We start from the raw sequence: 23,351 nt of genomic DNA on the forward strand, positions 1-23,351 counted from the left end.
GGTACAACACCCCCACCTTCAAAGGGGAACGCGTGCCGTCAACCCTTCCCGCTGCTCCCGCTAACCGGAACTTTTTGCTTCTTCTTTGTCGTCGGTCACGCGGAGGACGCCCTCGCGGTCGATATCGACGAATTCGCCGTCGACGATCCGGCCCACGGGAATCCAGCCGGTGGTCGATTTCGTCCCGCAGACGATGCACTGCCCGTAGACGCGAACCTGGACGGTTCGCCCGTCGACACCCGTCTCCAGGAAGTTCTCGACGACCATATCGGCGAGGTCGCACTCGCAGAAACCCGGCGCGTCGAGCCGCCAGAGTTCGCTCACGCTCACCCGCCGACTGTCGTCGACAGAGAGCCACGCGCCGTCGTCGAGGATGCGAAGTCGGGTCGTCATACGCTTCCCTACGCACCCGATGGACCCACCTCTGACGGCGGTCACAAACGGCGACGCTGTCGGCGACGCGATGGACCGCATCGATCCACACGCCGTGGGTCGGTTTCGCCGATCGAAGGCCGTCATAGAAGCCGGAACGGAATTCCGCTATCCGGGAGTAGTGGTTTGATTTACTCCGTAAGAGGCCCTTATGGGGGGAGGATCCAAAGGGGAGTTCGATGACCGATTCCGTTCGGATGTGCGATGTGGCCCGAATCGACGATGCCGGGGACGAGCGGCGGCAACACGCCTCCGCCGACGTCGCTCCGGAACTGTACGATGCACCGAGACGCGACAGCACCCGCGAGCGGGCACCGCAGACCGCGACTGACGGCGCGGCCACGGAGCAAAGATGACGCTAATGGAACCAGAAACCGGAGCCGACGAGACGAAGTCGACCGACGACGCAGACGCCGAAGAGTACAGCCACCTCGACGATCTCGCTGACGGGGCGGGCTGCACGGAGATCTGGGAGCACCTCTCGGACAGCCGAGAGGAGTGACCGCGCCCGCACCCGCGTTCAGCGCCCGAGGGGGAGAGGCTTTTAATTGCAGCCTCGTTACGTGGATTCGAAGATGACCGACGACGCCGGCGACCGAACGGGGAGACTCCCCGCAGACCGCGAAGAACCCGTCGGTGAGCCCGTCGTCCGCGCCGATCCCGCCGTCACGGGCGAACGGGCCAAAGAGGCCGTCGGGTTCGACCCCGACGACCCCGAGAGCGTCGCCGAGGCCGCCGAGACGGTCCGCGCCTTCTCCGAGAACACCGTCGGTGCCGCGGACAACGTGTACATGCTCCGCGGCGCGGCCGCCTGCGCGGCGCTCGTCAGAGGTGTCGGCTCGTACAAGGAGGCCGTCGAACGCGCCGGCGGCGACGTCTCCGTCTCGTTCGTCCGCAAGTGGGCCCGCGTCCACGACCTCCCGCAGGCGATCCGGCGGCACGTCGCCCGCGGCGACATCGCTCCGACGGCCGCGAAGCACATCGCCCGCGTCTCCGGCGTCGACCGGTTCGACCTCGCGTGGGCGGTCGTCGACGCCGACCTCACGGTTCGGCAGGTGCGTCGAATCGCGAGCGAGGTCGACGGGGAGACGAGCGCCGCCGAGGCGCTCAGGGCGCGCGGAATCGAACTGGGACGGATGGAGCTGTCGCTCCCCCTCGACGTCTATCGCGAACTCCGTCGACGCGCCTCGATCGAGAACAGAGCGCCCGGGGAACTGGTCGCCGAAGCGCTCGATGCCTACTTCGCCGAGGAGTCGGTCACTCCCGAGTAGCCGCGTCCGCGGCGGGAAGGTTCAACACGACGACCGAGCCGCCTTCGCTGGACGCGTCTTCGGCGGATTCGAAGCGCAGCGAGCCGCCCGAGCGCCGCGCCACGTGGTTGACGAACTGCAGACCGAGTCCCGACCCGTGGAACAGCGGCGTGATGTCCGTCGCGCTTCTGGCGGCCTCCCGTTCCATCTCGGGGATTCCGGGACCGTCGTCGGCGACGGTGACGGCGACAGTGTCGTCCGTTTTCGCGGCTGTCACGGTGACGACGGGATCCCCGCCGGTGTGGATGACGGCGTTTCGAAGGAGTTCGGTGAACGCCTCTCGAACTTCCGGAATCGCACGGACCTCGAACGGTTCCGGACAGTCGACGGTGATCGACGCCTCGGGGTGGGCCTCGCGAATGTCGGCGACGACGTCGTCGAGGAGTTCCCGGACGTCGATCCGACGCGGGCCAGATTCGTCGGTGAGTAGTTCGACGATGCGCCGCTCCTTGTCGGCGAGTTCGACCAGTTCGTCGCCGGTCTCTCTGATCTGCCGTATCGAGCGCTTTTCGTCTCCACTCGTCCGGTTTTCGAGGATTTCCGCGTGCCCGAGGATCAGATTCATCTTGTTGTAGAGGTTGTGCCGGAGGATCCTATCGAGGACGCGGAGTTGGTTTTCGCGCTCGGCCTGCTCTGTGATGTCCCGGCAGATCGCGACCGTACCGTCGATGTCGCCGTCCTCGTCGTAATGCGGGTAGCGGGTCGTGACGAACGAGCGCTCGCCCTTCGTCGGGAACGTCGGCGTGAGTTCGTAGGTGACCGAGCGCTCCGTTTCGAGGACGCGCGCTTTCTTTTCCTGGATCGTCCGCGCCGCGGAGTCGTCCATAAAGTCGAACTCGTCGCCGCCGATGAGTTCGGACTTGGACAGGCCGGCGTACTCGGCGACGGTGTCGTTGACGACCTCGAAGGCGCCGTCGCGGTCCTGCAGCATTATGGGATCCTCGAGGCGGTTGACGATCTCCCGGAACGTTTCGAGCCGCTCGCGCGCGTGGACCTGATCGGTGATGTCGGTCTGGATCGCGACGAACCCCTGAATCGTCCCGTCGTCGACCGTGATCGGCGCGATGGTCTCGGAGGCGTGATAGTGCTCGCCCGATTTCCGCTTGTTGACGATCGGCTCGGACCACACTTCGCCGGAGAGCACGGTGCTCCAGAGGCTCCGGTAGTACTCTCGATCCATTTTCCCGGATTTCAGGATCGACGGATCGCGGCCGATGGCCTCCTCAGCGTCGTAGCCGGTGATGGCCTCGAAGGCCGGGTTGACGTACTCGATCGTCCCGTTCCGCTCGGTGATGAAGATCGCGTGACCGGCGGCCTCGACGGCCCGCTTGAACTGCCGGATGTCGTCCTCGCGTCGCTTCGCCTCGGTGACGTCCTGAAACGAGCCGCGGACGCCGACGATCGACCCGTCCTCGACGGTCGGGACCCCCTTCGAGCGGACCCAGCGAACGTCGCCGTCGGCCCGGAACAGTCGGTACATCGAGTCGAACGATTCCCCCTGCAGGGCGGACTCGACGTCCTCGCGAACCGCGTCCCTGTCGTCGGGGTGGTAGAACTCGATCGCGTTTTCGATCGTCGGCTCGAAAGACTCCGAAACCCCGTGGAGGCGACGCGTCTCCGCGGTCCAGACGAGCGACTCGGTGTCGGCGTCGAGTTCCCACCCGCCGACGTTCGCGAGCGAGGACATCTGGACGAGGAGGTCGCGCTCGGCCGCGTGGGCTCTGAGTTCCCGTTCGCGCGCACGGTGTCCGATGGCCTCTCTGATAGCGTCGACGAGCAGCGTGCGGTCCTCGGTGTCGATCGACTGCGGGACGTATCGGATCGCCTCCGAGTCGGTCGACCGACGCGCCAGTTCGTCCGTCGGGGTCGCCGGATACAACACCAGCGGAACGGTCAGGCCACCGGACTCTCCAGCGGCGACAGTCTGTGGCCCCACCGAGTCGTCTTCGGGACTCGGCGTCGTCTTCGGATCGGAGACGGCCACTCCGTCGGGTGAACCGCGGGGAGAAACTCCGTCCAGCGGTGGCAGCCGTCGGGCGACGAGGCAGTCGATCGGACGGCGCTCCACCGCTCGTTCGCACTCCTCGGCCGTCGCCGCAGTGGCGATCAGGATCGTCGTCGGGTCGTCGGCGAGGATCGCTCGGAGCGACGACGCGAGCGCTTCGTCGTCGAAGATCAGGACGGCGGGGGGATCTATGCGATCACTCATCGCTCGAAGCGCTCCCGTGGCCGGCCGTCGCGCTGGCGGGAGCTATCGACAGAAGCGTCGCCAGTTCCTGTTGGATCCCTCGACACGCGATTATGTCCAGGTATCCGCGCGCGGTGGATATATCTTCTTCTACGCCGCTGTCGTCGCACACCGAGAGTAAACGCTTATCACGGCCGACCAGTTAGGCCTCAGTGCGGGCCGGTAGCTCAGTTCGGCAGAGCGTCTGGCTTTTAACCAGACGGTCGGGGGTTCAAGTCCCTCCCGGCCCGTGAGCCGTCTCTGAACGAAGTGAAGAGCGGCGCGAGTATCCGGGAGGCTTGAGCCAGGGAGCGACGCTCGTGGAACGAGCAGAGCGACCGCGGTTCAAGTCCCTCCCGGCCCGTCCCCATCGTCTCCGAGCGACAGCGAGGAGCGATGCGGCTACCCGAGGGACTTGAACCCGACTGGGCGCGCGCAGCGAAGCGAGCACGTCCAGGCTCGGTTCAAGTCCCTCCCGGCCCGTGAGCCGTCTCTGAACGAAGTGAAGAGCGATGCGGCTACGCAGGGATTGGACGACGCTTCGCAGCGTCCTCTCGGTGCGAGATGACTCCTGCAAGCCCCCGGCCCCTCGCGATCCCCCCGACGGCACCGCACAGCCACGTCCTCCCCAGCCGACTCCTCGCTCGCAGCGCTCGCTCGTCGTCCCTCGCGTGGCGTGGACGCGCGACGGAGCGCGCGGCAGCACGCGCCGTGGTGTTCCGTTCCAGGGCGTCGACTACGGCAGCGAGCCGTTCAGCACCTTCGCGGCGACGAGGACGGGATCCCAGACGGGGCTGAACGGCGGCGCGTAGCCGAGGTCCTGCCGTTCGAGTTCGGCGACGGTCATCTCCCCGCCGAGCGCGGTCGCGAGCGTGTCGATCCGGATCGCCGCGCGATCGGTCCCGACGATGCTCCCGCCGAGGAGTCGACCGGTGTCGCGGTCGGCGGTGAGCGTGACGGTGGTCTCAGCCGCACCCGGGTAGTAGCCCGACCGCGACCCGGCGGTGATCGTCTCGGAGACGGGGTCGAACCCGGCCTGTCGGGCGCGGTCGTGGTCCAGAACTCCCGTTCGACCGCATTCGAGGTCGAACGCCTTCACCATCGCCGTGCCCGCGACGCTGCCGACGGGTGTGGGATCGCCGCCGACCGTCGCCCCGATGGCCCGACCGGCGCGGTTCGCGGGGAGCCCCAGCGGGTCCCACGTCGCCTCACCGGTGACCGTGTGCGGTATCTCCGCGGCGTCGCCCGCGGCGTAGACGTTTGTCACCGACGTCCGGCCGTGATCGTCGGCGGCGACCGCTCCCGACGGACCGAGCTCGACCGGCGTGTCGTCGAGGAGTGCCGTGTTCGGCCGAATACCGATCCCGACGAGCGCGGCGTCGACCGCGAGTTCGGACCCGCTCTCGCAGACGACGCGGCCGACGTGCCCCGACTCGCCGTCGAGTCGGACGACCTCCTCGCCGAAGTGTAGGGTGACGCCCGACTCGCGGAGGTGTTCTGTGACCGCGTCGCCGACAGCGTCGCCGAACCCCGGGACCGGACGCTGGGAGCGCTGGAACAGGTGGACGTCGAGGTCCCAGGCGTCGAACGCCTCGGCCATCTCGACGCCCACGTAGCCCGCGCCGACGATCGCGACGGTCTCCGGAGGCGTCATCGCGCCGTAGCGCTCGACTTCCGGTTCGTTCAGGGCGTCGCCCCCACCGAGGTCCGCCACGTCGAACGCCGACGGCGGCGTCAGATACGCCCGGATCGCGGCGGCGTGATCGAGACCGTGGAGCGTGAAGACGCCGTCGAGCGTCGTTCCCTCGATCGGATCAGAGACGGCACTGGCACCCGTCGCGACCAGCAGGTCGCCGTAGGGCTGCTCGAACGTCGTTCCGTCGACGTCGACGGTGACCGTCTCCGCGTCGGTGTCGACGCCGACGACCTCGTGGCCGCGCCGGACGTCGATGCCGCGCTCTTCGGCGGCCTCCGGGGAGAGCGAGAGGAGGTCTTCGAGCCGGTCGACCTCGCCTTTCACGAAGTAGGGCGTCCCGCAGTGAGCGTAGGAGATCCACGCGCCCTTCTCGAAGACGACGACGTCGCGCTCGGGGTCGGTCCGTCGGCACTTGCTCGCCGCGGAGAGTCCAGCAGCGTCACCGCCGACGACGACGAACGGTTTCGACATACACCCACGTGCAGTCGCCGGAGGTAGATAGCTTTCGCCGGACGGCGCTTGTCACACACGGGCGAAGAGACAACCCAGGTTTTAGCATCCCCGGCGTCGGACCTGTACCGACAACTCGCAGACCGGGCCGCCGGTTCGACGCCGCTGCTCGACGAACACCGGCGGCACCGGCGGCGAATCGACGGCCGAACGAAACACATCGAACACACGAGTATGAAAGCACGCACCTACGTCGGCGCGATCGATCAGGGAACGACCGGAACGAGATTCATCGTCTTCGACCACGGCGGCCAGCCCGTCGCGAACGCCTACGAGACGCACGAGCAGATCTACCCCGAGCCCGGGTGGGTCGAGCACGACCCCGAGGAGATCTGGGAGAACACCACGGCGGTCATCCGCCGCGCACTCGACGACGCCGGGATCGACGCCTCGCAGCTGGCGGCGCTCGGTATCACGAACCAGCGCGAGACGACGGTCGTCTGGGACCGCGAGTCGGGGACGCCGGTGTACAACGCCATCGTCTGGCAGGACCGGCGGACGACGGACCGAATCGAGGCGCTCGAACGGGAGGGAAAAGACGCGTGGATCCGAGAGACGACCGGCCTCGAACCGGACGCGTACTTCGCCGCGACGAAGGCCGAGTGGCTCCTGAACAACGCCGACCCGATCAAACTCCAGCGGATGCGCCCCGAAGACGTCCGAGATCGTGCCAGGGACGGCGAACTCTGCTTCGGGACGATCGACTCCTGGCTGATCTACAAACTGACCGGCGAGCACGTCACCGACGTGACGAACGCCTCGCGGACGATGCTGTTCGACATCCACGACCTGTCGTGGGACGACGACCTCCTCGCGGAGTTCGACGTCCCGCGAGCGATGCTCCCGGAGGTTCATCCCTCCTCAGACGACGACTACTACGGGACGACGGACCCCGAGGGGTTCCTCGGGGCCGAAGTCCCGGTCGCGGGCGCGCTCGGCGACCAGCAGGCGGCCCTGTTCGGGCAGACCTGCTTCGACGCCGGCGACGCGAAGAACACCTACGGGACGGGGTCGTTTATGCTGATGAACACGGGCGAGGAGGCCGTCGCGTCCGAGAACGGCCTGCTCACCACCGTCGGATTCCAACGGTCGGGCGAACCGGCGCAGTACGCCCTGGAGGGGTCGATCTTCATCACCGGCGCGGCCATCGAGTGGCTCGAAGATCTGACGCTCATCGACGATCCCGCCGAGAGCGAAGCGCTCGCGCGCTCCGTGGACTCGACGGACGGCGTCTACGTCGTCCCGGCGTTCACCGGACTCGGCGCGCCGCACTGGGACCAGCGCGCCCGGGGCACGATCGTCGGGATGACCCGCGGGACGCGGCGCGAACACGTCGTGCGCGCGACGCTGGAGTCGATCGCCTACCAGACGCGGGACGTCGCCGAGGCGATGACGGAGGACAGCGGCATCGAACTCACGGACCTGCGCGTCGACGGCGGCGCGGTGAAGAACAACTTCCTCTGTCAGCTGCAGGCGGACGTCGTCGGCACGGAGATCGTCCGACCTGAGGTCGACGAGACGACCGCGCTCGGCGCGGCCTACGCGGCCGGTCTCGCGGTCGACTACTGGAAATCGCCGGACGAACTCCGCGAGAACTGGCACGTCGATCGCGAGTTCGAGCCGGATCGGGCCGACGACGTCGAGGAGCGGTACGGCCGCTGGCAGGAGGCCGTCGAGCGCTCGCTCGACTGGGCCAGAGACGAGGAGTGAGGCCGATGAACGTCGCTGTCGTCCAACTCCCGGCGGAAGCCGATCCCGAAGCCAACCGCGAACGGGCGGAATCGCGAATCCGCGCGGCCGCCGCCGACGGGGCGGATCTCGTCGCCCTCCCGGAGATGTGGCCGGTCGGCTACTTCGCGTTCGACGCCTACCGCGACGCCGCGGAGTCGGTTCCGAGTCCGACGACGGATCTGCTCGCCGCGCTCGCGGACGAACTGTCGATTCACCTCCACGGCGGCAGTCTCGTCGAGCGCGACGGCGACGGCGACGACGCCGCCTTCTACAACACCTCCGTGCTGTTCGGTCCCGACGGCGCGCTCCTCGACACCTACCGGAAGATCCACCTGTTCGGCTACGAGTCGAAGGAGTCGAAACTGCTCACCCCCGGTTCACAGGTCTGCGCCGTCGAAACCGATCTCGGCACGCTCGGACTGACGACCTGCTACGACCTCCGATTCCCGGAACTCTACCGCTCGCTCGTCGATCACGGCGTCGAGATACTGCTCGTCACGTCGGCGTGGCCCAGAGAGCGGATCGACCACTGGCACCTGTTCACCCGAACCCGGGCCGTCGAGAATCAGGCGATCGTCGTCGCTGCGAACCTCACCGGATCGGTCCGCGGGGTCGAACTCGGCGGCGAGAGCGTCGTCGTCGATCCGTGGGGAATCGAACGGGCGAACGCCGGAACCGAAGCCCGAACGGCTCACGCGAACGTCGACCTCGACGAGGTCCGCGAGACGCGCGAGTCGTTTCCGGCGCTCGCGGACCGCCGGCTCTGAGGTCACCACCAATCACGGACCGCCGGCTCCGAGCGGAGGATCGGCGCGAGTGTTTATATCCGATGGCGGGACCAGCGTCTCCGTGACGTGAACTTCGCCCCGCGTCGGGCAGCGGGTGTCCGGCACGTCGGCGCGGGAACCGAGAGCGACGGGCGGTCGAACCGGCCCGCCGCAGTGGGTGCCGGCTGTTCGCAAGCGGCTTCGGGCCAGAGAAACGTCGCTCCCGATTCCGCTTACCGGCGGACGTTCCGCCCCTTCGGTTCGCCGACGACCTCCTCGCCGTCGTAGACGACCTCGCCACGGACCAGCGTCAGCGCTGGGAAGACGCCGGACAGTCCCTCGAACGGCGTCCACCCGCACTTCGAGTGGAGGTCGTCGCCGCGGATCTCCCGCTCGTGTTCCGGATCGACGAGCACCACGTCCGCGTCGTAGCCCTCGGCGACGCGGCCCTTGGTCGGAAGTCCGAATATCTCCGCGACGTTCGTCGACGTGACGTCGCGAACGCGCTCGTGAGTGATCGCTCCCCGTCGCGCTCGCGACAGGAGCAGCGGAAGCATCGTCTCGACGCCGGGAACGCCGCTCGGTGCGTCCCACAGACCCACCTCCTTTTCTTCGACGGTGTGCGGGGCGTGATCGGTCGCGACGATGTCGACGTCGCCGTCGACGAGCCGTTGCCACAGCGCCCGTCGGCGTTCCTCGCTCCGGAGGGGCGGATTCATCCGCCCGTACGTGCCGAGTTCGGTCGCGTCATCTCGGGAGAGAAACAGGTGATGCGGCGTCACCTCGCAGGTCGCGCCGCCGGCGACGGCGGCGTCGACGCCCTCGGGCGTGCTCGTGTGCGCGATGTGGATCGACGCGTCGGTCTCGGCACCGACCTCGATGGCGCGCTCGACGGCCGCCGCCTCGGCCTCGGCACGCCGGTACTGGCTCCAGACGTCGGCGTCGGCGTCGCGGCCCACGCCGCCGGCGTCGCGCTCCCGCGCCGCCTCGTCGAACAGGTCGGCGTCCTCGGCGTGCACAGTGACGACGACGTCCGCCTCGCCCGCGCGCTCGACGGCTTCGGCGAAGAGCTCGGCGTCGATACCCATATCGCCCGTGGAATCGGCGAGAAACACCTCGCCGAGGGCGAACAGCGGCCGATCGAACAGCGAGTCGGGGTCCCAGTCGCGCGTGACGCCGCCGTTGACGCCGTAGTCGACGTGCGAGTCGGCGGCGAGCGACGCCTTCTCGTCGAACGCACTCCCCGTGACCGTCGGCGGCGTCGTGTTCGGCTGATCGACGACCGTGGTCACGCCGCCGGCCGCCGCGCTCTGTGAGCCGGTGCGCCAGGTCTCCTTCTGGGAGTGACCGGGCTCCCGAAAGTGAACGTGCGCGTCGATCGCACCCGGGAGGAGCAGTCGTTCGTCGGCGTCGATAACGCGGTCTCCGGCGTCGCCGTCCGCGTCGCCGACGTCGGTGATCGTTCCGGACTCGATCCGGACGTCGCAGATCCGGCCGTCGGCGAGTCGCGCGTCGCGAAAGAGCGTCGACATACTCCGGTGTCTCGCGCGGGCGACCTAAGCGCGACGGTTCAGGGAAGCGCAGCGGTACTGTGCGATCGGCGTCACACGCGAGCGTCGCCGTATTCGTCGAGCAGCGAGGCGAGAGAGACCGACCGTCTGGGGCGGTCGCCGCAGAAGGAGTCACAGAGCGCGTCGGCCACGGCATCGGGAGCCACCGCACCACCGCTGCGGGCGACGCTTCCGACCGAATCGGGGTCGAACGGCACGTCGAGCGCCTCGTAGATCGGAGCGAGGACCGACGCGAGCTCGTCGTGGGAATCGACCACGACGACGCCCGCCACGAGCGCCGTTTCGCGCCGGACCCGCTGGGCGATCCCGGAGATCTTTCCGCGGGCCTGCACGGAGTGCTCGCCCGGGCAGAACGACGCCTCCGGCTCGCCGCGGCGCGCGGGGACCCCGATCGACCGCAGGGCCCGTACCACGGCTGTCGTCGCGGCGTCGTACCGGGATTCGAGCCCGCGCCGGTTGTCTTCCGTCGGGACCGCGACGGCGAACGCGACCGTGGTGCCCGTATACGCGACTGCGCGTCCGCCGACGCTCCGTTCGACGGCCGGATAGCCGCGGGACTCGGCCGCCGCTTTCGCCCGTTCGTATCCCGCGGACCGCGCGTCGCGGCGGCCGAAGGCCACGTGGCGGTGCGGCGTCCAGACGCGGACAGTCGGGGCACCGGATTCGGCCGTCAGAGTGAGCATCGCGTCGGTCCCAGTCCGGTCGGTGTCGAGCGTGGACGCCCGTCCGCGAACGACTCGGACGTCCTCCCCGTCGGGTGTGATCTCTTCGAGCACGTCGTGAGGAGATTGGGCCGACGAACCTAAGCGCTCTCGGTCCCCCGAGAGCGTATGATCGGTGGTCGCGAGTGACGGTGGACGCCACCGTCCACGTACCGGCGTCGACGCTCCGTGCGTACGATCGCTTCTCGCTGTACAACTCGCCGTATCCCGCCCACGACGCCGGATGTGCGATCGATCTCTACCCGGAGGACAACGTCGGACGCTCGCCGGTCGCCGGCGTCGTGCGAGAGACCCGTACCGTGCGTGCGCCGGGAAAGCCGTACGCGGCCGACGAGGAGTACCTCGTTCTCGTCGACGTCGACTGCGAGCGCAGCGGGGTTCGCGTCGAGGGGACCGACGAGGAGGGGCTCGTGGCACGGATCCTCCACGTCCAGCCAGCGGTCGACCCGGGCGAAACCGTCGCCGTCGGCGACCCGCTCGGTCCGATGATCCGCTCGGGGTTCTTCGCGCCCTGGGTCGCGAACCACGTCCACGTGGGGTTCCGGCGGGCCGAACAGAACCTCCACCGCGCGGGCGGATCGCTTCCGGTCGTCGCCGACGTCGACGTCGAATCGGTGTCGTGGAACGGGATCGGAACCGTCGTCGACGTCGGGGACACCTACGCGCTCCTCGACAGCCCGGCCCATCCGGATCCTGGCGAGCGGTTCGTCGGCATCGCCGGGAGCCTCTCCGGAGCGGCGGAAGCGGCCGCGGGAGGTCCGTCTCCGGCCAACGACACCGCCGAAAATCGGATCGCCCTCGACGGCGGGCTGGCCCACTACGCGGCCGGGGGTGCGCTGGGCGGCGATCCGAGCTCCGCTGTCGCCGAGCGCACTCCGGTGTCCTTTCTCGGCCAGCGGGTCGGCGACGCGGACGGGCGAGACGTTGCCTGGCGCGACATCGACGTCGTCGCGAACGGCGAGCGAATCACCGGACTCTCCCTCTTCGTCAGCCTCGGTCCGGCGTGCGGGGCGAAACTCGTCTGTCCGGATCGGGAGTTCGAGGTCGGCGAGCGCGTCGAGGTGTCCCTCCGGGAGAGCGAGGAGCCGATCCGTCTGGGTTAGCGGCGACGACCGGAAAGCAGCCCGGCGACGCGCGGGCTATGGAAGTAGCGTGGCGGGGCCTACTCGAACGTGATCTCTTCGCGCGTCGCCACCTCGCCGAAGAGCCAGTCGGCGTGTCCTAAGGCGTACTCCTTGTGCTCTTCCTCGATCGCGCCGACGGCGTCCTCGACGAGCACCGGCCGGTAGTCACGGAGCCCGGCGCTCCCCGCGGTGTGGAGGACGCAGACGTTCGCGAGCGTTCCGCAGACGAGGAGGTCGTCGACGCCGCGAGCCGACAGCCAGCCGTCGAGTTCGGTCTCGTAGAAGGCGTCGTAGGTGTGCTTCTCGACGACGTGGTCGGCCTCGCGGACGTCGAGCTCTTCGACGAGTTCCGCCTCCCAACTCCCCTCGACGACGTGTTCGCCCCAGCGGTCGAACTCGTCGTAGTAGTGCGCGTCCTCGAACTGCTCGGGCGGGTGGACGTCGCGGGTGTAGACGACGCTCGCGCCGGCGGCGCGGGCCTCCTCGACCAGGTCGGTCACGTCGTCGATCACGGCCTCGCTGGCCGGCGCGTGCAGGCTCCCGTCGGGGTGACAGAAGCCGTTCTGCATATCGACGACGACGACGGCGGTACGCGCGGGATCGAACGCAGCGATAGCCATATCGGACCGTAGCTCCGCGGGCGACAAAGGCGTTCTCCCGGCGGGCACAGGGGTCCTACAGAGTCAGAGACGGAAGGGAGGAGAGAGGGTCGATGCGGAAAGGTACTTCCCCGCGTGGTCCCTTCCCCCGGCAATGACGCGGAAACGCGGCCTCGCCGTCCCGGCGGTGGCCCTTTTGCTCGTCCTCGCTGGGTGCAGCGCGCCGGCGTTAGACTCGGGCGCTTCGGCCCCGCCCGCAGCGGGCGGAGGCGACGCCGTCGCGACGCCGAACGCCGACTTCGACGACCCCGAGCGCGACGTCCTCGGCTGGGAAGACGGCTACTGGTACAACGAATCGATCGACGTGAATCAGTCCGACGGCCTCTCCGACGAGGAGTTGGACGCCTACGTCGGGCGGGCGATGGCGAGGGTCGAGTACGTCCGCGGGGAGGAGTTCGACTCGCGCGTGCCGGTGAACGTGATCTCCCGCGAGGAGTACCGGAACCGATCGTCCGGCGGGTCGAGCGGCGGCGGACCGAGCGAGTACGAGCGCTGGAACGATCAGGTGTGGGAGGCGCTGTTCGTGACCGGCGAGACCGAGAGCAGCGGCGAGGCGATCGGCGAGACCAGAAGCTCCTCCGTCGCCGGCTTTTACTCCCCCTCCGACGACGAGATCAAGATCATCACCGACACCCCCGAGTCGCCGACGATCAACAACGCGACGCTCGTTCACGAACTCGTCCACGCCCTTCAGGACCAGCGCTACGATCTGACGAAGGCGAAGTACGGCGGCGACACCCAGGACGAGCAGCTCGCGACCGACGGCCTCGTCGAGGGCGACGCGAAGTACGTCGAACAGCGGTACGCCCAGCGCTGTGGCGGCGCGTGGGAGTGCGTCGCCACGCCGTCGAGCGGCGGCGGAGGCGGCGGTAGCGGTGGAACGCCGAACCTGGGTATCTTCCTGACGATCTTCCAGCCCTACTCCGACGGGCCGGTCTACGTCCACGACCTCGTCAGTAGCGAGGGGTGGGACGCCGTCGACGAGCGCTTCGAGAACCCGCCGGCCTCCTCCGAGCAGATCATCCACCGGACCGACGAGGAACCGGTTCCCGTCGACTACCGCGATCGGGCGCGGAACGGCTGGGACACGTTCTCCGAGCAGGGCGAAGACGGCTCCGACACCGTCGGCGAGGCCTCGATGTACGTGATGTTCTGGTACCAGGCGCGAACGTACGACGCGGAGACGATCGACCCGCGGAGCATCGGGAACGTCCAGAGTCGGTACGACACGTACAACTACGAGTCCGAGCCCTCTGCGGGCTGGGGGAACGACCGACTCTACCCGTACCAGAAGGGGACCGACGCCGAGGCCGAGTACGGCTACGTCTGGGTGACCGAGTGGGACACCGAGGAAGACGCGAGGGAGTTCCAGCGGGCCTACCGCGCGATACTCGACGCCCACGACGCGGAACAGCGCGCCGAGCGCACCTACGTGGTCCCCGACGGCGAGTTCGAGGACGCCTTCCGGGTGACGCGCTCGGGGACGCGCGTGACCGTCGTGAACGGACCGACCGTCGACGACCTCGACGACATCCGGCCGCGGCGGTCCTGAGGCGGTCGCGGCCGCCTGGTTCGACGAGCGGTCCCGACTTTGAAGAGGAATCCCCTTCGGAAAACGGGGCCGAACGAGTGTATTTTTCAACGCGCGCGGCGAACGCCGCGTATGGAGTTCGACATCGTCGGTCCCGACGCCATCGCCGAGGGGTCGGCGACCGACGCGTACTTCGATCGGACGGAGACGACGCTCCGCCACGCCGAGCGGAACCCCCACGTCGTCGCCGAGGTGACCGCCGACCAGTTCCCCGACGGCGACTTCGAGCTGCTGGCGGGCGTGAAAGACGCCGCAGCGCTTCTGGAGGGCCGCGACGTCGACGTCGACGCCGTCCCGCCGGGGCGGCTGTTCGACGGCGGTCCCGTGATGCGGATCGAGGGCGATTACCTGGCGTTCGCCCGGCTGGAAACGTCGCTTCTGGGCTTTCTCTCGCACGCCTCGGGCGTCGCGACCGCCGCCCTCGACGTCAGGGTGGCGGCGCCGGAGTCGACGGTGCTCTCGTTCGGCGCGCGCCACGTTCACCCGTCCATCGCGGCGATGATCGAACGGGGCGCGCTCGTCGCCGGCCTCGACGGGTTCTCGCACGTCGCCGCCGGCGAGGTCATCGGCCGGGAGGCGGGCGGGACGATGCCGCACGCGCTGCTCATCTGTTTCGGCCGCGGGAACCAAGAGCAGGCCTGGCGGGCGTTCGACGAGGCGGTCGACGAAGACGTTCCCCGAGTAGCGCTGTGTGACACCTACTCCGACGAGGCCGACGAGGCCCTCCGCGCCGCGGAGGCGCTCGGCGACCGACTCGACAGCGTCCGACTCGACACGACCGGTTCGCGACGGGGAGACTTCCGACACATACTCAGAGAGGTTCGGTGGACGCTCGACGCGCACGGACACGAGGACGTCGACATCTTCGCGTCCGGGGGGCTCGGCCCCGCGGAGCTACGCGAGCTCCGCGACGTCGCCGACGGCTTCGGCGTCGGGGGCCACGTCTCCAACGCCGACCCCGTCGACTTCGCGCTCGACATCGTGGAGGTCGACGGGGAACCGGCGGCCAAGCGCGGCAAGCTCACCGGCGCGAAGCAGAGTTACCGGACGGCCGACGGCGGCCACCACGTCGGACTGCGGGACCGCGCGGGGCCGGAGAACGGCGAGGCGCTGCTGCGGCCGCTCGTCCGAGACGGAGAAATCGTCGACGACGTCGATCTCGGCATCGACGCGGCCGCCGAGCGGGCCGCCCGGGACGCGGAGCTGTGTGGGTACGGCGACGCCGACACCGGTGAGTAACGGGTCGGTCTGAACGCGTATCGGACCGTTCGGGTCCGTCGCTTACAGTTCTTCGACGCTGCCGCCGTCGGCGCGCTCGCGGAATACCTGTCCGTCGAACAGCGTGACGGTCGTGTCGTCGTCCTGCCACGCGAGCGGGGAGAGGCCGGCCTTCCGGCAGGCGTGCGTGAGGAATTGCTGTTCGTTCCAGCCGTTTTCGACCGGGATGGTCGGGTAGAGCCAGCCGTGGTCGTCACCGTTGTCGATCACGACCCCGTGTGTGCCCAGTTCGAGATCGTCAAGCGGGCTGTCGGTCTGGACGTAGTCGCAGACGACGCAGACCGAGATGGTGAGATTCGAGAGTTCGGGCTGTTCGATCTCCGAGCCACAGGAGTTCTCCGAGGCCGCCTGGATCGCCGCGTCGACGATGGCGTGTCCCAGTTGGTCGCTACCGCGATAGGCCCCCGCACAGCCGCGGAGACGCCCGCGTCCGCGCGTCGATCGAATTCGGACGAACGCACCGGTGCGCGCGTAGAAGGCGTCGCGCATACTTCCCGGCTGTTCGCGTTGACCGTGTAAAACGTACGATTCGACCGACTCACGCGCTAACTCGACCGCCCTCGCCCCATCGTCGTAGGTGAGACGAACGGTCTGCGCCTCGGACATATCTCTGTGAAAGCCCTCCGCTGACTTGAACGCTTCCCTTCTATCTGCGGCGTATACGGCCCCAGAAGTCCGTTCGAGCGGTCCGATATGGTTTATGATGATACTTGAGGCTGTGTTCGTCCACGCGCACATCGACGGACACATCCCTCCTTTCTCCGCCCGCGAATCGAACGACCGAACGCCTTATTGGACACTATCGCCTCGAATCGAACGGCAGAGAGAGCTCGGCTCCCGTCGGTCCACCCCGGACTGACGAGGAAAGTCCCCCCACCGTCCGGACGGGTGACCGGGCGCAAGCCCGGAGTCGGAGACGACTGGCTCTGGAACAGAGACGAGACCCCTCGACCCGACCGATGAGACGCGAGCGGCGGATTCCGCCGCCGGCGCTCGCGGGGCGACCCGCGAGCGCGCGAACCGACCCGCGAGGGGAGGGAGTTGACCCGTCGAGGGCAGCGCAGTCGCAACGCGACCGCAGAAAGTGAGCGGCGTCAGCCGCGAACGGCGCAGTCGCGACACGACCGCCGACGGTCGAGAACGGATGGAACGGCGAATCCTCACCGGTGCAAGTCCGCGCCGCCAAGGTAGTCCGGACAGGGCGCGGCCGCTCAGCCGAATGCCGAGACGAACAGAAGGGGGCTTACTCCTCTCAGCCGCTTCGGACGCCCGAGCGACGGCTACGATTGGATGACAACGGAGAGATGCGTCTCCGGCGCGTTGCCGAACCTTCTTGTTCGTCAGCGTTCTCGGAGCGGCTATGTCGAACCGGTCGCGTCGACTCGCCGCCGCCTCGCTGGCGCTCCTGCTCGCGCTCTCGGGGTGCGTCGGGCCAGTGATCGACTTCCCCTCGCCGACGACGGTCGAGGGAGGATCACAGGAGACGCCGGGAGAGCGCGGGACGGAGACGGCTCCCCGGACCACATCGGGGGCGTCGATCGACGGAGAGACGCCGACGGCCACAGCCGTTCCCGACGCGACGAACCCGTGGGGGACGGAACCGATCGTCGTCGCCGTCCGCGACACCGCGGGGACGGGGAGGGAGTGGACGCCCCTCGTCCGGGAGGCGACCGAGTTCTGGGAGTCCAACGCGGAGCGCTTCGCGGGCTTCCCGGTCGACTACGAGGTCCGACCCGACGCCTCGGATCCCGATCTGATCGTCGAGTTCGTCGACGAGGTGCCAGAGTGCGACGGAGCGACGGATGCGGCAGGCTGTGCGCCCCTGATCGAGGATCGACGACAGATCGATCGCCCGCAGACGGTGTCCGTCAAGACGGGCTTTTCGGACGAATCGACCGTGCTGGTGACCGAACACGAACTCGGACACACGCTCGGGCTCACGCACGACGACGCGCCGGCGGACGTGATGGCCAGCCGCTCGGTCCTCTACACGGAACCGCAACCGAACGCGACCGAGCGAGCGTTCCCGTGGGACGACGCCGAGTTCACCGTCTACGTCGACACCGCGAACGCGTCGGACCCCGAGGAGGCGCGCCAGCAGATCGATCACGCGCTGGAGCACTACGAGGACGGGGCGGAAGGGATGCCGACGAACCTCTCGTTCACGACCGTCGGCGACCCCGAAGAGGCCGAGATCGTCGTTCGGTCGGTCGAGACGTCGCCGTGCGGTGAGGGTGCCGCCTCCTGCGGTGCGACCGCCGGAACGGACACCGACGGCGACGGGGAGATCGAGACGTACTCGCGCCTGCGGATCTCGCTCGTCGACCTCGACACCGACGCCGTCGCGTGGCACGTCGGCTACTGGCTGGCGTACGGGTTCGGAGCCGAAGACGACGCCGAAAAGCCGCCGCCGTTCCGCGACGCTTCCTACGATGACCGTCGCAGCGAGTGGTGGGAGTGAGCCCAGCGAGAGAAGCAGCGCGTCGCGGTGGGCGGAGGGAGGAAGTGTTGTCAGTGGGCGACAGTGAGCGGGGACGCGACGATACGGGTCGGGCGAGACGGGCGGACATCACCGGCGGATTCTTTTTCCTCGGGAACGAACGTCCGAGTATGACGGGGAACAGCAACGTCGGCGGCGACACCGCACTGGAAACAGCGGGGTTCACCGCCGACGAACTGGCCGAAGCACTCGAAGCGGCGTTCGAGGGCGACCCCGCGGAGTACCGCGTCGTCGCCCGGCAGGCGCGCGACCTCGCCGACGCCGGCATCGTCGCCGACGACCGGGGAGAGCCCCTCACGGTCGAGGAGGTCGTCCGCAATCTGGAGGACGCCCCCGACGAGTCGAGCGTCGCCGACCGCTGGAACTGGTGGCTGGGAGCGCTCGAGACGGCCTACGGCGGCTACCGCGAGTTCGAGGTCCGGGCTGTGCCGACAGAGGAGTAGTCTCGCGACGGCGAGAAAAGGCAGTTTGAGCCCGTCGCGGCGTCGGCACACCGACGTGTGCGCCAGGGCGCGATTCTGCGACTCGCGCCGACGCGGGTCACACTATGTTGCTGCTTTCCTGAGCGTTGTTCTGCGCCCATCGAAGGTCCGCACCGTCGCGATTGGCGCGACGGGAGCGGAGAGACCGGAAGGAGTCAGTTCCCGACGGCCGTGGCCCGCTCGACGACGTCCTCGCTGTACAGTTCGACCAGTTCCTCGTGTTGGTCCGGACGGTGTTCGTAGACGTCCTGGAACAGTTCGATGGGCGTCATCGCGGCCTGGTACGTCGCTTCGTCCCACATCCGGTCGGATTCGATGTCGATCTCGATGCCGTCGAGGCGGAGCGTGGCCGCGCGAGTCATCGCGATGGCGCCCTTGCCGGCTTCCTTCGCCGCCTCGAACTCCTCCATCGAGTCGACGGCGTCGTCCAGACTCGGGATGTAGGCGGTGCGGTCGAGCAGTTCCTCTCGCAGTTCGTCCTCATCGACGTCGAGTTCCTCGTTGCCCACGGTGAGGTGATAGCCGTCGGGCGTCTCGACGAGCGAGAGGTGGTCGCCGTCGTACACCTGTGCGTCCCCGGCGTCTTCGAGTTCGACTTCACGGCTTCCCAGATCGAGCAGCCAGCTTCCGGTCTTCGGTGGAAGCGGGGCCGTGTTGGCCTCTTCGACCTGCCCGGGGGTGAGCGACCAGATGCCGTTCATCCCCTTGGCCCGGTTCGCAGTCATCCGTTCGCGGTACCCCTCGACGTCGCGAATGTCGTCGTAGGGGCCGTCGACGGCGATACAGCCGGCGGCACTCGCCCCGCGCGAGGTGTTGTGACGGAGTTCCGGCCAGGCCGGGAGTTCGCCAGTCGGCGTCATTGCGCGCATGTCCTTGGTGTAGTCGACCTCACCGTCGACGAGGAGGAACAGGCGTTCGAGGTTGTTCGAGGGCTTGCCCATCTCCTCGCGGAGATCGCCCATCGCCAGTTCGGCCGCGCCGCTCTCGACGATGACCGACATCGTGAGGCCTCCCTCTTCGAGGTCGTTCTCGGTCTCGACCCAGGTGATGGCTTCGTCGGCCTTCTTCCAGTCGTCGATGTCGCCGACTTCGGGGATGACGAAGCCGTCGATGTGTTCTGCGGCGCCGCCCGCTGGGTCGGTGATCGTGAGCATCTGCTGGAGCCCCTGATACCGGGTGGCGGGGCGGTCGCGGTGCCACACGACGCGTGGGTGGATCTCACCGGGGAAGTCCGCGCCGTGTTCGGCGACTGCCTCGACGATGTTCTCGGCGCCCTCCTCGCGCATCGAGGGCGCGGTGGCGTCTTCGTTGTCGGGGACCCAGACGTCCGGTGCCTGGAGTCCACGCAGCGTTGCGGCTCCTTCGAGCATCTTCGCGCTGTTGTCTTCGCCCTCGACCGCCGTCGGCGAGGTGAAGAACGTCCGCACGAACTGCCTGTCGTGTCTTCGTTCCATAATCGTGGGGTGGGTGAATATCTGTGGAGGGTGCTATCGGGTCGTCAGAGAGACCGGCGGATGTACTGATCCGTCCAAACTGTCGGAGTGCGTGAGAAGCGTCGGCACTCCGAAGTGCCGAAGTCATTCACGCCCGTCCGACAGGATCAGTCGTCGGACTGGAGCGGTTCGGACTCTTCCTCGGTGAAGCCTGCGCTGGACTCCATCCGGCGCTGGGCCTCGGGGTCGAACTCGGTCTCGATGTCCTGGAACCGAGAGACGAACGAGAGTTCGTGGTGGGACTCGGTCTCGTGACCGAGATACCGGTCTTCGAGTTCGATCTGGGCCTGCTCGTCGCCTTCGGCCAGTCGCTCGAAGTCTTCGTAGACGCTGTGGGCGCCCGAGTGCAGGCCGAAGAGCGTGATGAAGATGTACTTGTAACCCAGTTCGCCGAGTTCCCGGAACGTCAGCGGATCTTCCTCTTCGGACCACGCGAACGACGAGGAGTAGTTGAACGCAAGGTCGAGGTCGGGGTGCGTCTCGTGGATCGTCTCGGCGTAGTTGATGGCGTCCTCGCGGCTCGGGTCCGGCATCTCGGGCCAGACCAGGTCGGCCCCGGCGTCGGCGTAGATGCGCCCGCGTTCGAGGTGTTCCTCCCAGTCGCCGTTGGCCGAGCCGTAGGCGTCGGTCCGGGCGATAATGACGGTGTCGTCGCACTGCTTCGCGTCGACGGCGGCCTCGAAACGTGAGCGGGCGGTCTCGCGGTCCTCGATCTGCTTGCCCGCGATGTGGCCGCAGCGCTTCGGCGAGGTCTGGTCCTCGATGTGGATGGCGGCGACGCCGGCCTTCTCGTACTCCCGAACGGCCCGGCGGACGTTGTGGACGCCGCCGTAACCGGTGTCACAGTCGGCGATGACGGGGAGCGTGGTCGACTCGACAATTCGCTTCGCGTTCTCGACCATCTCGGACATCGTCACCATCTCCAGGTCCGGGAAACCGAACTGGCCGAGGACGGTGGAGTACCCAGACATATAGGCGGCGTCGAGGCCGGCCATCTCAGCGAGACGGGCATCGAGCGCGTGATAGATGCCCGGCGCGAAGGTGAACGTCTGCTCGTCGAGCATCTCGCGGAACTCGCGGGCCGCAGGGTTGTCGAGGTCCTCGCGGATATAGGGATCAGACGGAATATCGAGCGGCATCTCAGCGGCCCTCCTGCGTCGTCGAGCGGCTGTCGGTTGTCGTGCGAGTCGTCTGCGTGTCGGTCGACGCATCAATATGTCGTGTCATCGAATCTGATCGAGAGTTTGAGTCGGATCGGTCGGTCGTCTCGCGAGTCTCAGAACGTAGCGTAGTCGACGTCGGCTGGCCGTCCTGGATCCCGCGGAGATCGGGGACCAGCGGCGCGTCGCGTTCGTCCTCGGCACGGGGGTACTGAGGTATCGATTGGGCCGTGCGGGTCGTCGTCTCGATTGACGTCGGCTGGCCGTCCTGGATCCTACGGAGGTCGGGGACCAGCGGCGCATCGCGCTCGGCGTCGGTTCGAGGGGCGTTCGTGGTCGGTGATCGGTTCCGTTCGTCGGTCGTCGTCTCGTGCTCGTTCGAGCGTGTCATGTCGGTGGATTCGGGGGTTGTGTCGGCGAGTTCGGTCGTCTGTTGCGGTCCAAAGAGGCGTGCTCCGGATTGGAGTGAGAGATCCCGGAACTGGGTACGTGTTTCATCGTTCAGCGCTCGATGTATCGTGACTGGTGGCAGGAAATAAATATTATGATTTATAATGATAATATTCTATAATGAGTTTATCCAGTGCAATTGAATATGAGGAATATAATTGGGTGGTGTTCTCTAGCATAGTGTGGGCGACAGCGACATCTGTCATCGTCGACCGGGCATCGCAAGCCACCGACACACCGACGGCCGGGCCGTGAGCCACACACCGAACGAACAGGCAGTGAGGCTGCAGGTGTCCGAGCGGGCTACCCGAAAGCGACGAGGCCAAACGGATGGCCTCTATAGAACCCGAAAATGGATATTCGCTTTCTCGGCGGAACGCGCGAGGTCGGCCGCAGCGCCATCCTCGTGAACGACCGCCTGCTGCTCGATTACGGGATGTTGACCGGAACCCCCCCACAGTTTCCGGTCGAAACGCCGGAACCGGAGGCGGTCGTCGTCAGTCACGGCCACCTCGACCACGTCGGTGCGATTCCATCGCTGCTCTCCGGCGACCGCCGGCCACCGATCCACTGGACCCCACCGACCCGCGAACTGGCGTTGACGCTCGCTCGCGACACGCTCAAACTCCACGGCGGGACCTACGACTGCCCGTTTACCGAGGAGGAGGTCCGCCGGGTCACACAGGTCTCGGAGACGCACGGCTACCGGGAGTCGTTCGAGGCAGCAGGCCACGAGGTGACGTTCTACAACGCCGGTCACATTCCCGGGAGCGCGCACGTCCTCGTCGACGACGGCGACACGCGGCTGTTCTACACCGCCGACTTCCACACCGAGGATCAGCGACTGGTGGCAGCCTCCACGGCCCGCCCCGACGCCGACGTCGTGATCTGCGAGAGCACGTACTCCGATGTCGAACACGACCCGCGCCAACGGATCGAAGGCCAGTTCGTCGAGAGCGTCCGCACGACAGTCTGGGAGGGTGGCACCGTGGTCGTACCCGCGTTCGCCATCGGCCGGACACAAGAGATGCTACTCGTCTGCGCCGCGAACGATATCGACTGCTACGCCGACGGAATGGGAACGCGAGTGACGAAGATGCTCCGGCAACACCCGTCGTTCGTGCGGGACGAGGAGGCCCTCCGACGAGCGAAGTCGAACGCCCGCTTCGTCACCGGCCGAGACGGACAGCGAAGGCGCATCGCGGCCCAGAACACGGTGATCGTCACGACCAGCGGGATGCTCTCAGGGGGGCCAGCGATGACCTACATCCCGGAGATTCGCTCGAATCCGACGAACAAGGTCACGCTCACGGGGTACCAAGTCGAGGGGACGCCCGGACGCTCGTTGCTCGAGACGGGACGCGCGGAGATCGATGGTCGGGTGATGCCGGTTAGCGCGCGCGTCGAATGGTACGACTTCTCCGCACACGCAGATCGGCAGGGGCTGCTGGACCTCCTTGGGGAGTACGAGGGAGCCCAAATACTCGTCAACCACGGCGACCGGTGTGCGGCGTTCGCTGACGAACTCGCCACCGAGGGGTTCGATGCCTCGGCACCGAAACTGGGTCACGAAGTAGTCGTGTAACACACTGTCGGAGCGACGGTCAGCACCAACACCGAAAAAGACTTTCTCGTCGTTTCTGAGCCC

Annotated in this window: 21 protein-coding genes, 1 tRNA gene and 1 other RNA gene; 13 read left to right on the forward strand and 10 right to left on the reverse strand. The window is 67.7% G+C overall.

Annotation, left to right across the window (positions count from 1 at the left end; all coding sequences use genetic code 11):
* Positions 1 to 60: 60 nt before the first annotated feature.
* The gene (locus NO876_RS12480) at positions 61 to 393 is read right to left on the reverse strand and encodes a DUF8134 family protein (protein ID WP_256421999.1); all 333 of its coding nucleotides are present in this window, start codon (positions 391 to 393) and stop codon (positions 61 to 63) included.
* Positions 394 to 611: 218 nt separating this feature from the next.
* On the opposite strand from NO876_RS12480, the gene NO876_RS12485 reads away from it, so the two are divergent.
* The 3 genes from NO876_RS12485 (at position 612) to NO876_RS12495 (ending at position 1,703) form a co-directional block, all read left to right on the forward strand.
* Complete coding sequence (locus NO876_RS12485; protein WP_256422000.1) at positions 612 to 788, forward strand: hypothetical protein; 177 nt, start codon at positions 612 to 614, stop codon at positions 786 to 788.
* A 5-nt stretch (positions 789 to 793) separates the two neighbouring features.
* Positions 794 to 934: a hypothetical protein gene (locus tag NO876_RS12490; RefSeq protein WP_256422127.1), complete on the forward strand. Its 141-nt coding sequence runs from the start codon at positions 794 to 796 to the stop codon at positions 932 to 934.
* 73 nt (positions 935 to 1,007) lie between these two features.
* Entirely contained in the window at positions 1,008 to 1,703 is a 696-nt protein-coding gene (locus NO876_RS12495; protein WP_256422001.1) for a DUF7119 family protein, read from the forward strand.
* Here NO876_RS12495 and NO876_RS12500 read toward each other — a convergent pair.
* Positions 1,690 to 3,951: a PAS domain S-box protein gene (locus NO876_RS12500; RefSeq protein ID WP_256422002.1), complete on the reverse strand. Its 2,262-nt coding sequence runs from the start codon at positions 3,949 to 3,951 to the stop codon at positions 1,690 to 1,692. The two genes, NO876_RS12495 and NO876_RS12500, sit on opposite strands and share 14 nt — an antisense overlap.
* 195 nt (positions 3,952 to 4,146) lie before the next feature.
* On the opposite strand from NO876_RS12500, the gene NO876_RS12505 reads away from it, so the two are divergent.
* Positions 4,147 to 4,220 (forward strand) — tRNA-Lys (locus NO876_RS12505).
* Positions 4,221 to 4,705: 485 nt separating this feature from the next.
* On the opposite strand, the gene NO876_RS12510 is transcribed toward NO876_RS12505, so the two are convergent.
* Entirely contained in the window at positions 4,706 to 6,136 is a 1,431-nt protein-coding gene (locus tag NO876_RS12510) for an FAD-dependent oxidoreductase (protein WP_256422003.1), read from the reverse strand.
* A gap of 213 nt (positions 6,137 to 6,349) precedes the next feature.
* Here NO876_RS12510 and glpK point away from each other — a divergent pair, with 213 nt between their 5' ends.
* The gene (glpK, locus tag NO876_RS12515; protein WP_256422004.1) at positions 6,350 to 7,885 is read left to right on the forward strand and encodes a glycerol kinase GlpK; all 1,536 of its coding nucleotides are present in this window, start codon (positions 6,350 to 6,352) and stop codon (positions 7,883 to 7,885) included.
* Positions 7,886 to 7,890: 5 nt separating this feature from the next.
* Positions 7,891 to 8,673 (forward strand): carbon-nitrogen family hydrolase, encoded by a 783-nt coding sequence (locus NO876_RS12520; RefSeq protein ID WP_256422005.1) that lies wholly within the window; start codon positions 7,891 to 7,893, stop codon positions 8,671 to 8,673.
* A 233-nt stretch (positions 8,674 to 8,906) separates the two neighbouring features.
* On the opposite strand, the gene NO876_RS12525 is transcribed toward NO876_RS12520, so the two are convergent.
* Together NO876_RS12525 and NO876_RS12530 are read right to left on the reverse strand one after the other, a co-directional pair.
* Complete coding sequence (locus tag NO876_RS12525; RefSeq protein ID WP_256422006.1) at positions 8,907 to 10,205, reverse strand: dihydroorotase; 1,299 nt, start codon at positions 10,203 to 10,205, stop codon at positions 8,907 to 8,909.
* A gap of 71 nt (positions 10,206 to 10,276) precedes the next feature.
* Positions 10,277 to 10,927 carry a lipoate--protein ligase family protein gene (locus NO876_RS12530; RefSeq protein WP_256422123.1) on the reverse strand — a complete coding sequence of 217 codons (651 nt, stop codon included), beginning with the start codon at positions 10,925 to 10,927 and terminating at the stop codon, positions 10,277 to 10,279.
* Between the two features lie 170 nt (positions 10,928 to 11,097).
* Here NO876_RS12530 and NO876_RS12535 point away from each other — a divergent pair, with 170 nt between their 5' ends.
* The gene (locus tag NO876_RS12535; RefSeq protein WP_256422007.1) at positions 11,098 to 12,069 is read left to right on the forward strand and encodes a DUF8155 domain-containing protein; all 972 of its coding nucleotides are present in this window, start codon (positions 11,098 to 11,100) and stop codon (positions 12,067 to 12,069) included.
* Between the two features lie 59 nt (positions 12,070 to 12,128).
* On the opposite strand, the gene NO876_RS12540 is transcribed toward NO876_RS12535, so the two are convergent.
* Entirely contained in the window at positions 12,129 to 12,710 is a 582-nt protein-coding gene (locus tag NO876_RS12540; protein ID WP_256422008.1) for a cysteine hydrolase family protein, read from the reverse strand.
* Positions 12,711 to 12,843: 133 nt separating this feature from the next.
* Between NO876_RS12540 and NO876_RS12545 the strand changes: the two genes are divergently transcribed.
* Positions 12,844 to 14,301, forward strand: a complete 1,458-nt coding sequence (locus NO876_RS12545) for an Hvo_1808 family surface protein (RefSeq protein ID WP_256422009.1) — start codon at positions 12,844 to 12,846, stop codon at positions 14,299 to 14,301.
* A 111-nt stretch (positions 14,302 to 14,412) separates the two neighbouring features.
* Positions 14,413 to 15,579, forward strand: a complete 1,167-nt coding sequence (locus NO876_RS12550) for a nicotinate phosphoribosyltransferase (RefSeq protein WP_256422010.1) — start codon at positions 14,413 to 14,415, stop codon at positions 15,577 to 15,579.
* 42 nt (positions 15,580 to 15,621) lie between these two features.
* Here the strand turns inward: NO876_RS12550 and NO876_RS12555 are convergent, their stop codons facing one another.
* Positions 15,622 to 16,224 carry a TIGR00296 family protein gene (locus NO876_RS12555; RefSeq protein WP_103993086.1) on the reverse strand — a complete coding sequence of 201 codons (603 nt, stop codon included), beginning with the start codon at positions 16,222 to 16,224 and terminating at the stop codon, positions 15,622 to 15,624.
* Between the two features lie 212 nt (positions 16,225 to 16,436).
* Between NO876_RS12555 and rnpB the strand changes: the two genes are divergently transcribed.
* From rnpB to NO876_RS12570, 3 genes are all read left to right on the forward strand, one after another.
* An RNA gene (gene rnpB, locus NO876_RS12560) (RNase P RNA component) lies at positions 16,437 to 16,876 on the forward strand.
* 102 nt (positions 16,877 to 16,978) lie between these two features.
* Positions 16,979 to 18,079, forward strand: coding sequence for a zinc metalloprotease (locus tag NO876_RS12565; RefSeq protein ID WP_256422011.1), 1,101 nt, complete (start codon positions 16,979 to 16,981; stop codon positions 18,077 to 18,079).
* 149 nt (positions 18,080 to 18,228) lie between these two features.
* Positions 18,229 to 18,561 carry a WNWW family protein gene (locus NO876_RS12570; protein WP_256422012.1) on the forward strand — a complete coding sequence of 111 codons (333 nt, stop codon included), beginning with the start codon at positions 18,229 to 18,231 and terminating at the stop codon, positions 18,559 to 18,561.
* Positions 18,562 to 18,755: 194 nt separating this feature from the next.
* Here the strand turns inward: NO876_RS12570 and aceB are convergent, their stop codons facing one another.
* The 3 genes from aceB to NO876_RS12585 form a co-directional block, all read right to left on the reverse strand.
* The gene (gene aceB / locus NO876_RS12575; RefSeq protein WP_256422124.1) at positions 18,756 to 20,057 is read right to left on the reverse strand and encodes a malate synthase AceB; all 1,302 of its coding nucleotides are present in this window, start codon (positions 20,055 to 20,057) and stop codon (positions 18,756 to 18,758) included.
* 143 nt (positions 20,058 to 20,200) lie between these two features.
* On the reverse strand, positions 20,201 to 21,232 hold the full coding sequence (locus NO876_RS12580; protein ID WP_256422013.1) for an isocitrate lyase/PEP mutase family protein: 1,032 nt from the start codon (positions 21,230 to 21,232) through the stop codon (positions 20,201 to 20,203).
* Position 21,233: 1 nt separating this feature from the next.
* Positions 21,234 to 21,644, reverse strand: a complete 411-nt coding sequence (locus NO876_RS12585; protein WP_256422014.1) for a hypothetical protein — start codon at positions 21,642 to 21,644, stop codon at positions 21,234 to 21,236.
* A gap of 411 nt (positions 21,645 to 22,055) precedes the next feature.
* On the opposite strand from NO876_RS12585, the gene NO876_RS12590 reads away from it, so the two are divergent.
* Positions 22,056 to 23,288, forward strand: coding sequence for an MBL fold metallo-hydrolase (locus NO876_RS12590; RefSeq protein ID WP_256422015.1), 1,233 nt, complete (start codon positions 22,056 to 22,058; stop codon positions 23,286 to 23,288).
* Positions 23,289 to 23,351: the final 63 nt, after the last annotated feature.

Source organism: Halobellus rarus (genome assembly GCF_024494595.1).
In the GTDB taxonomy this organism is placed as follows: Archaea; Halobacteriota; Halobacteria; order Halobacteriales; family Haloferacaceae; genus Haloquadratum; species Haloquadratum rarum.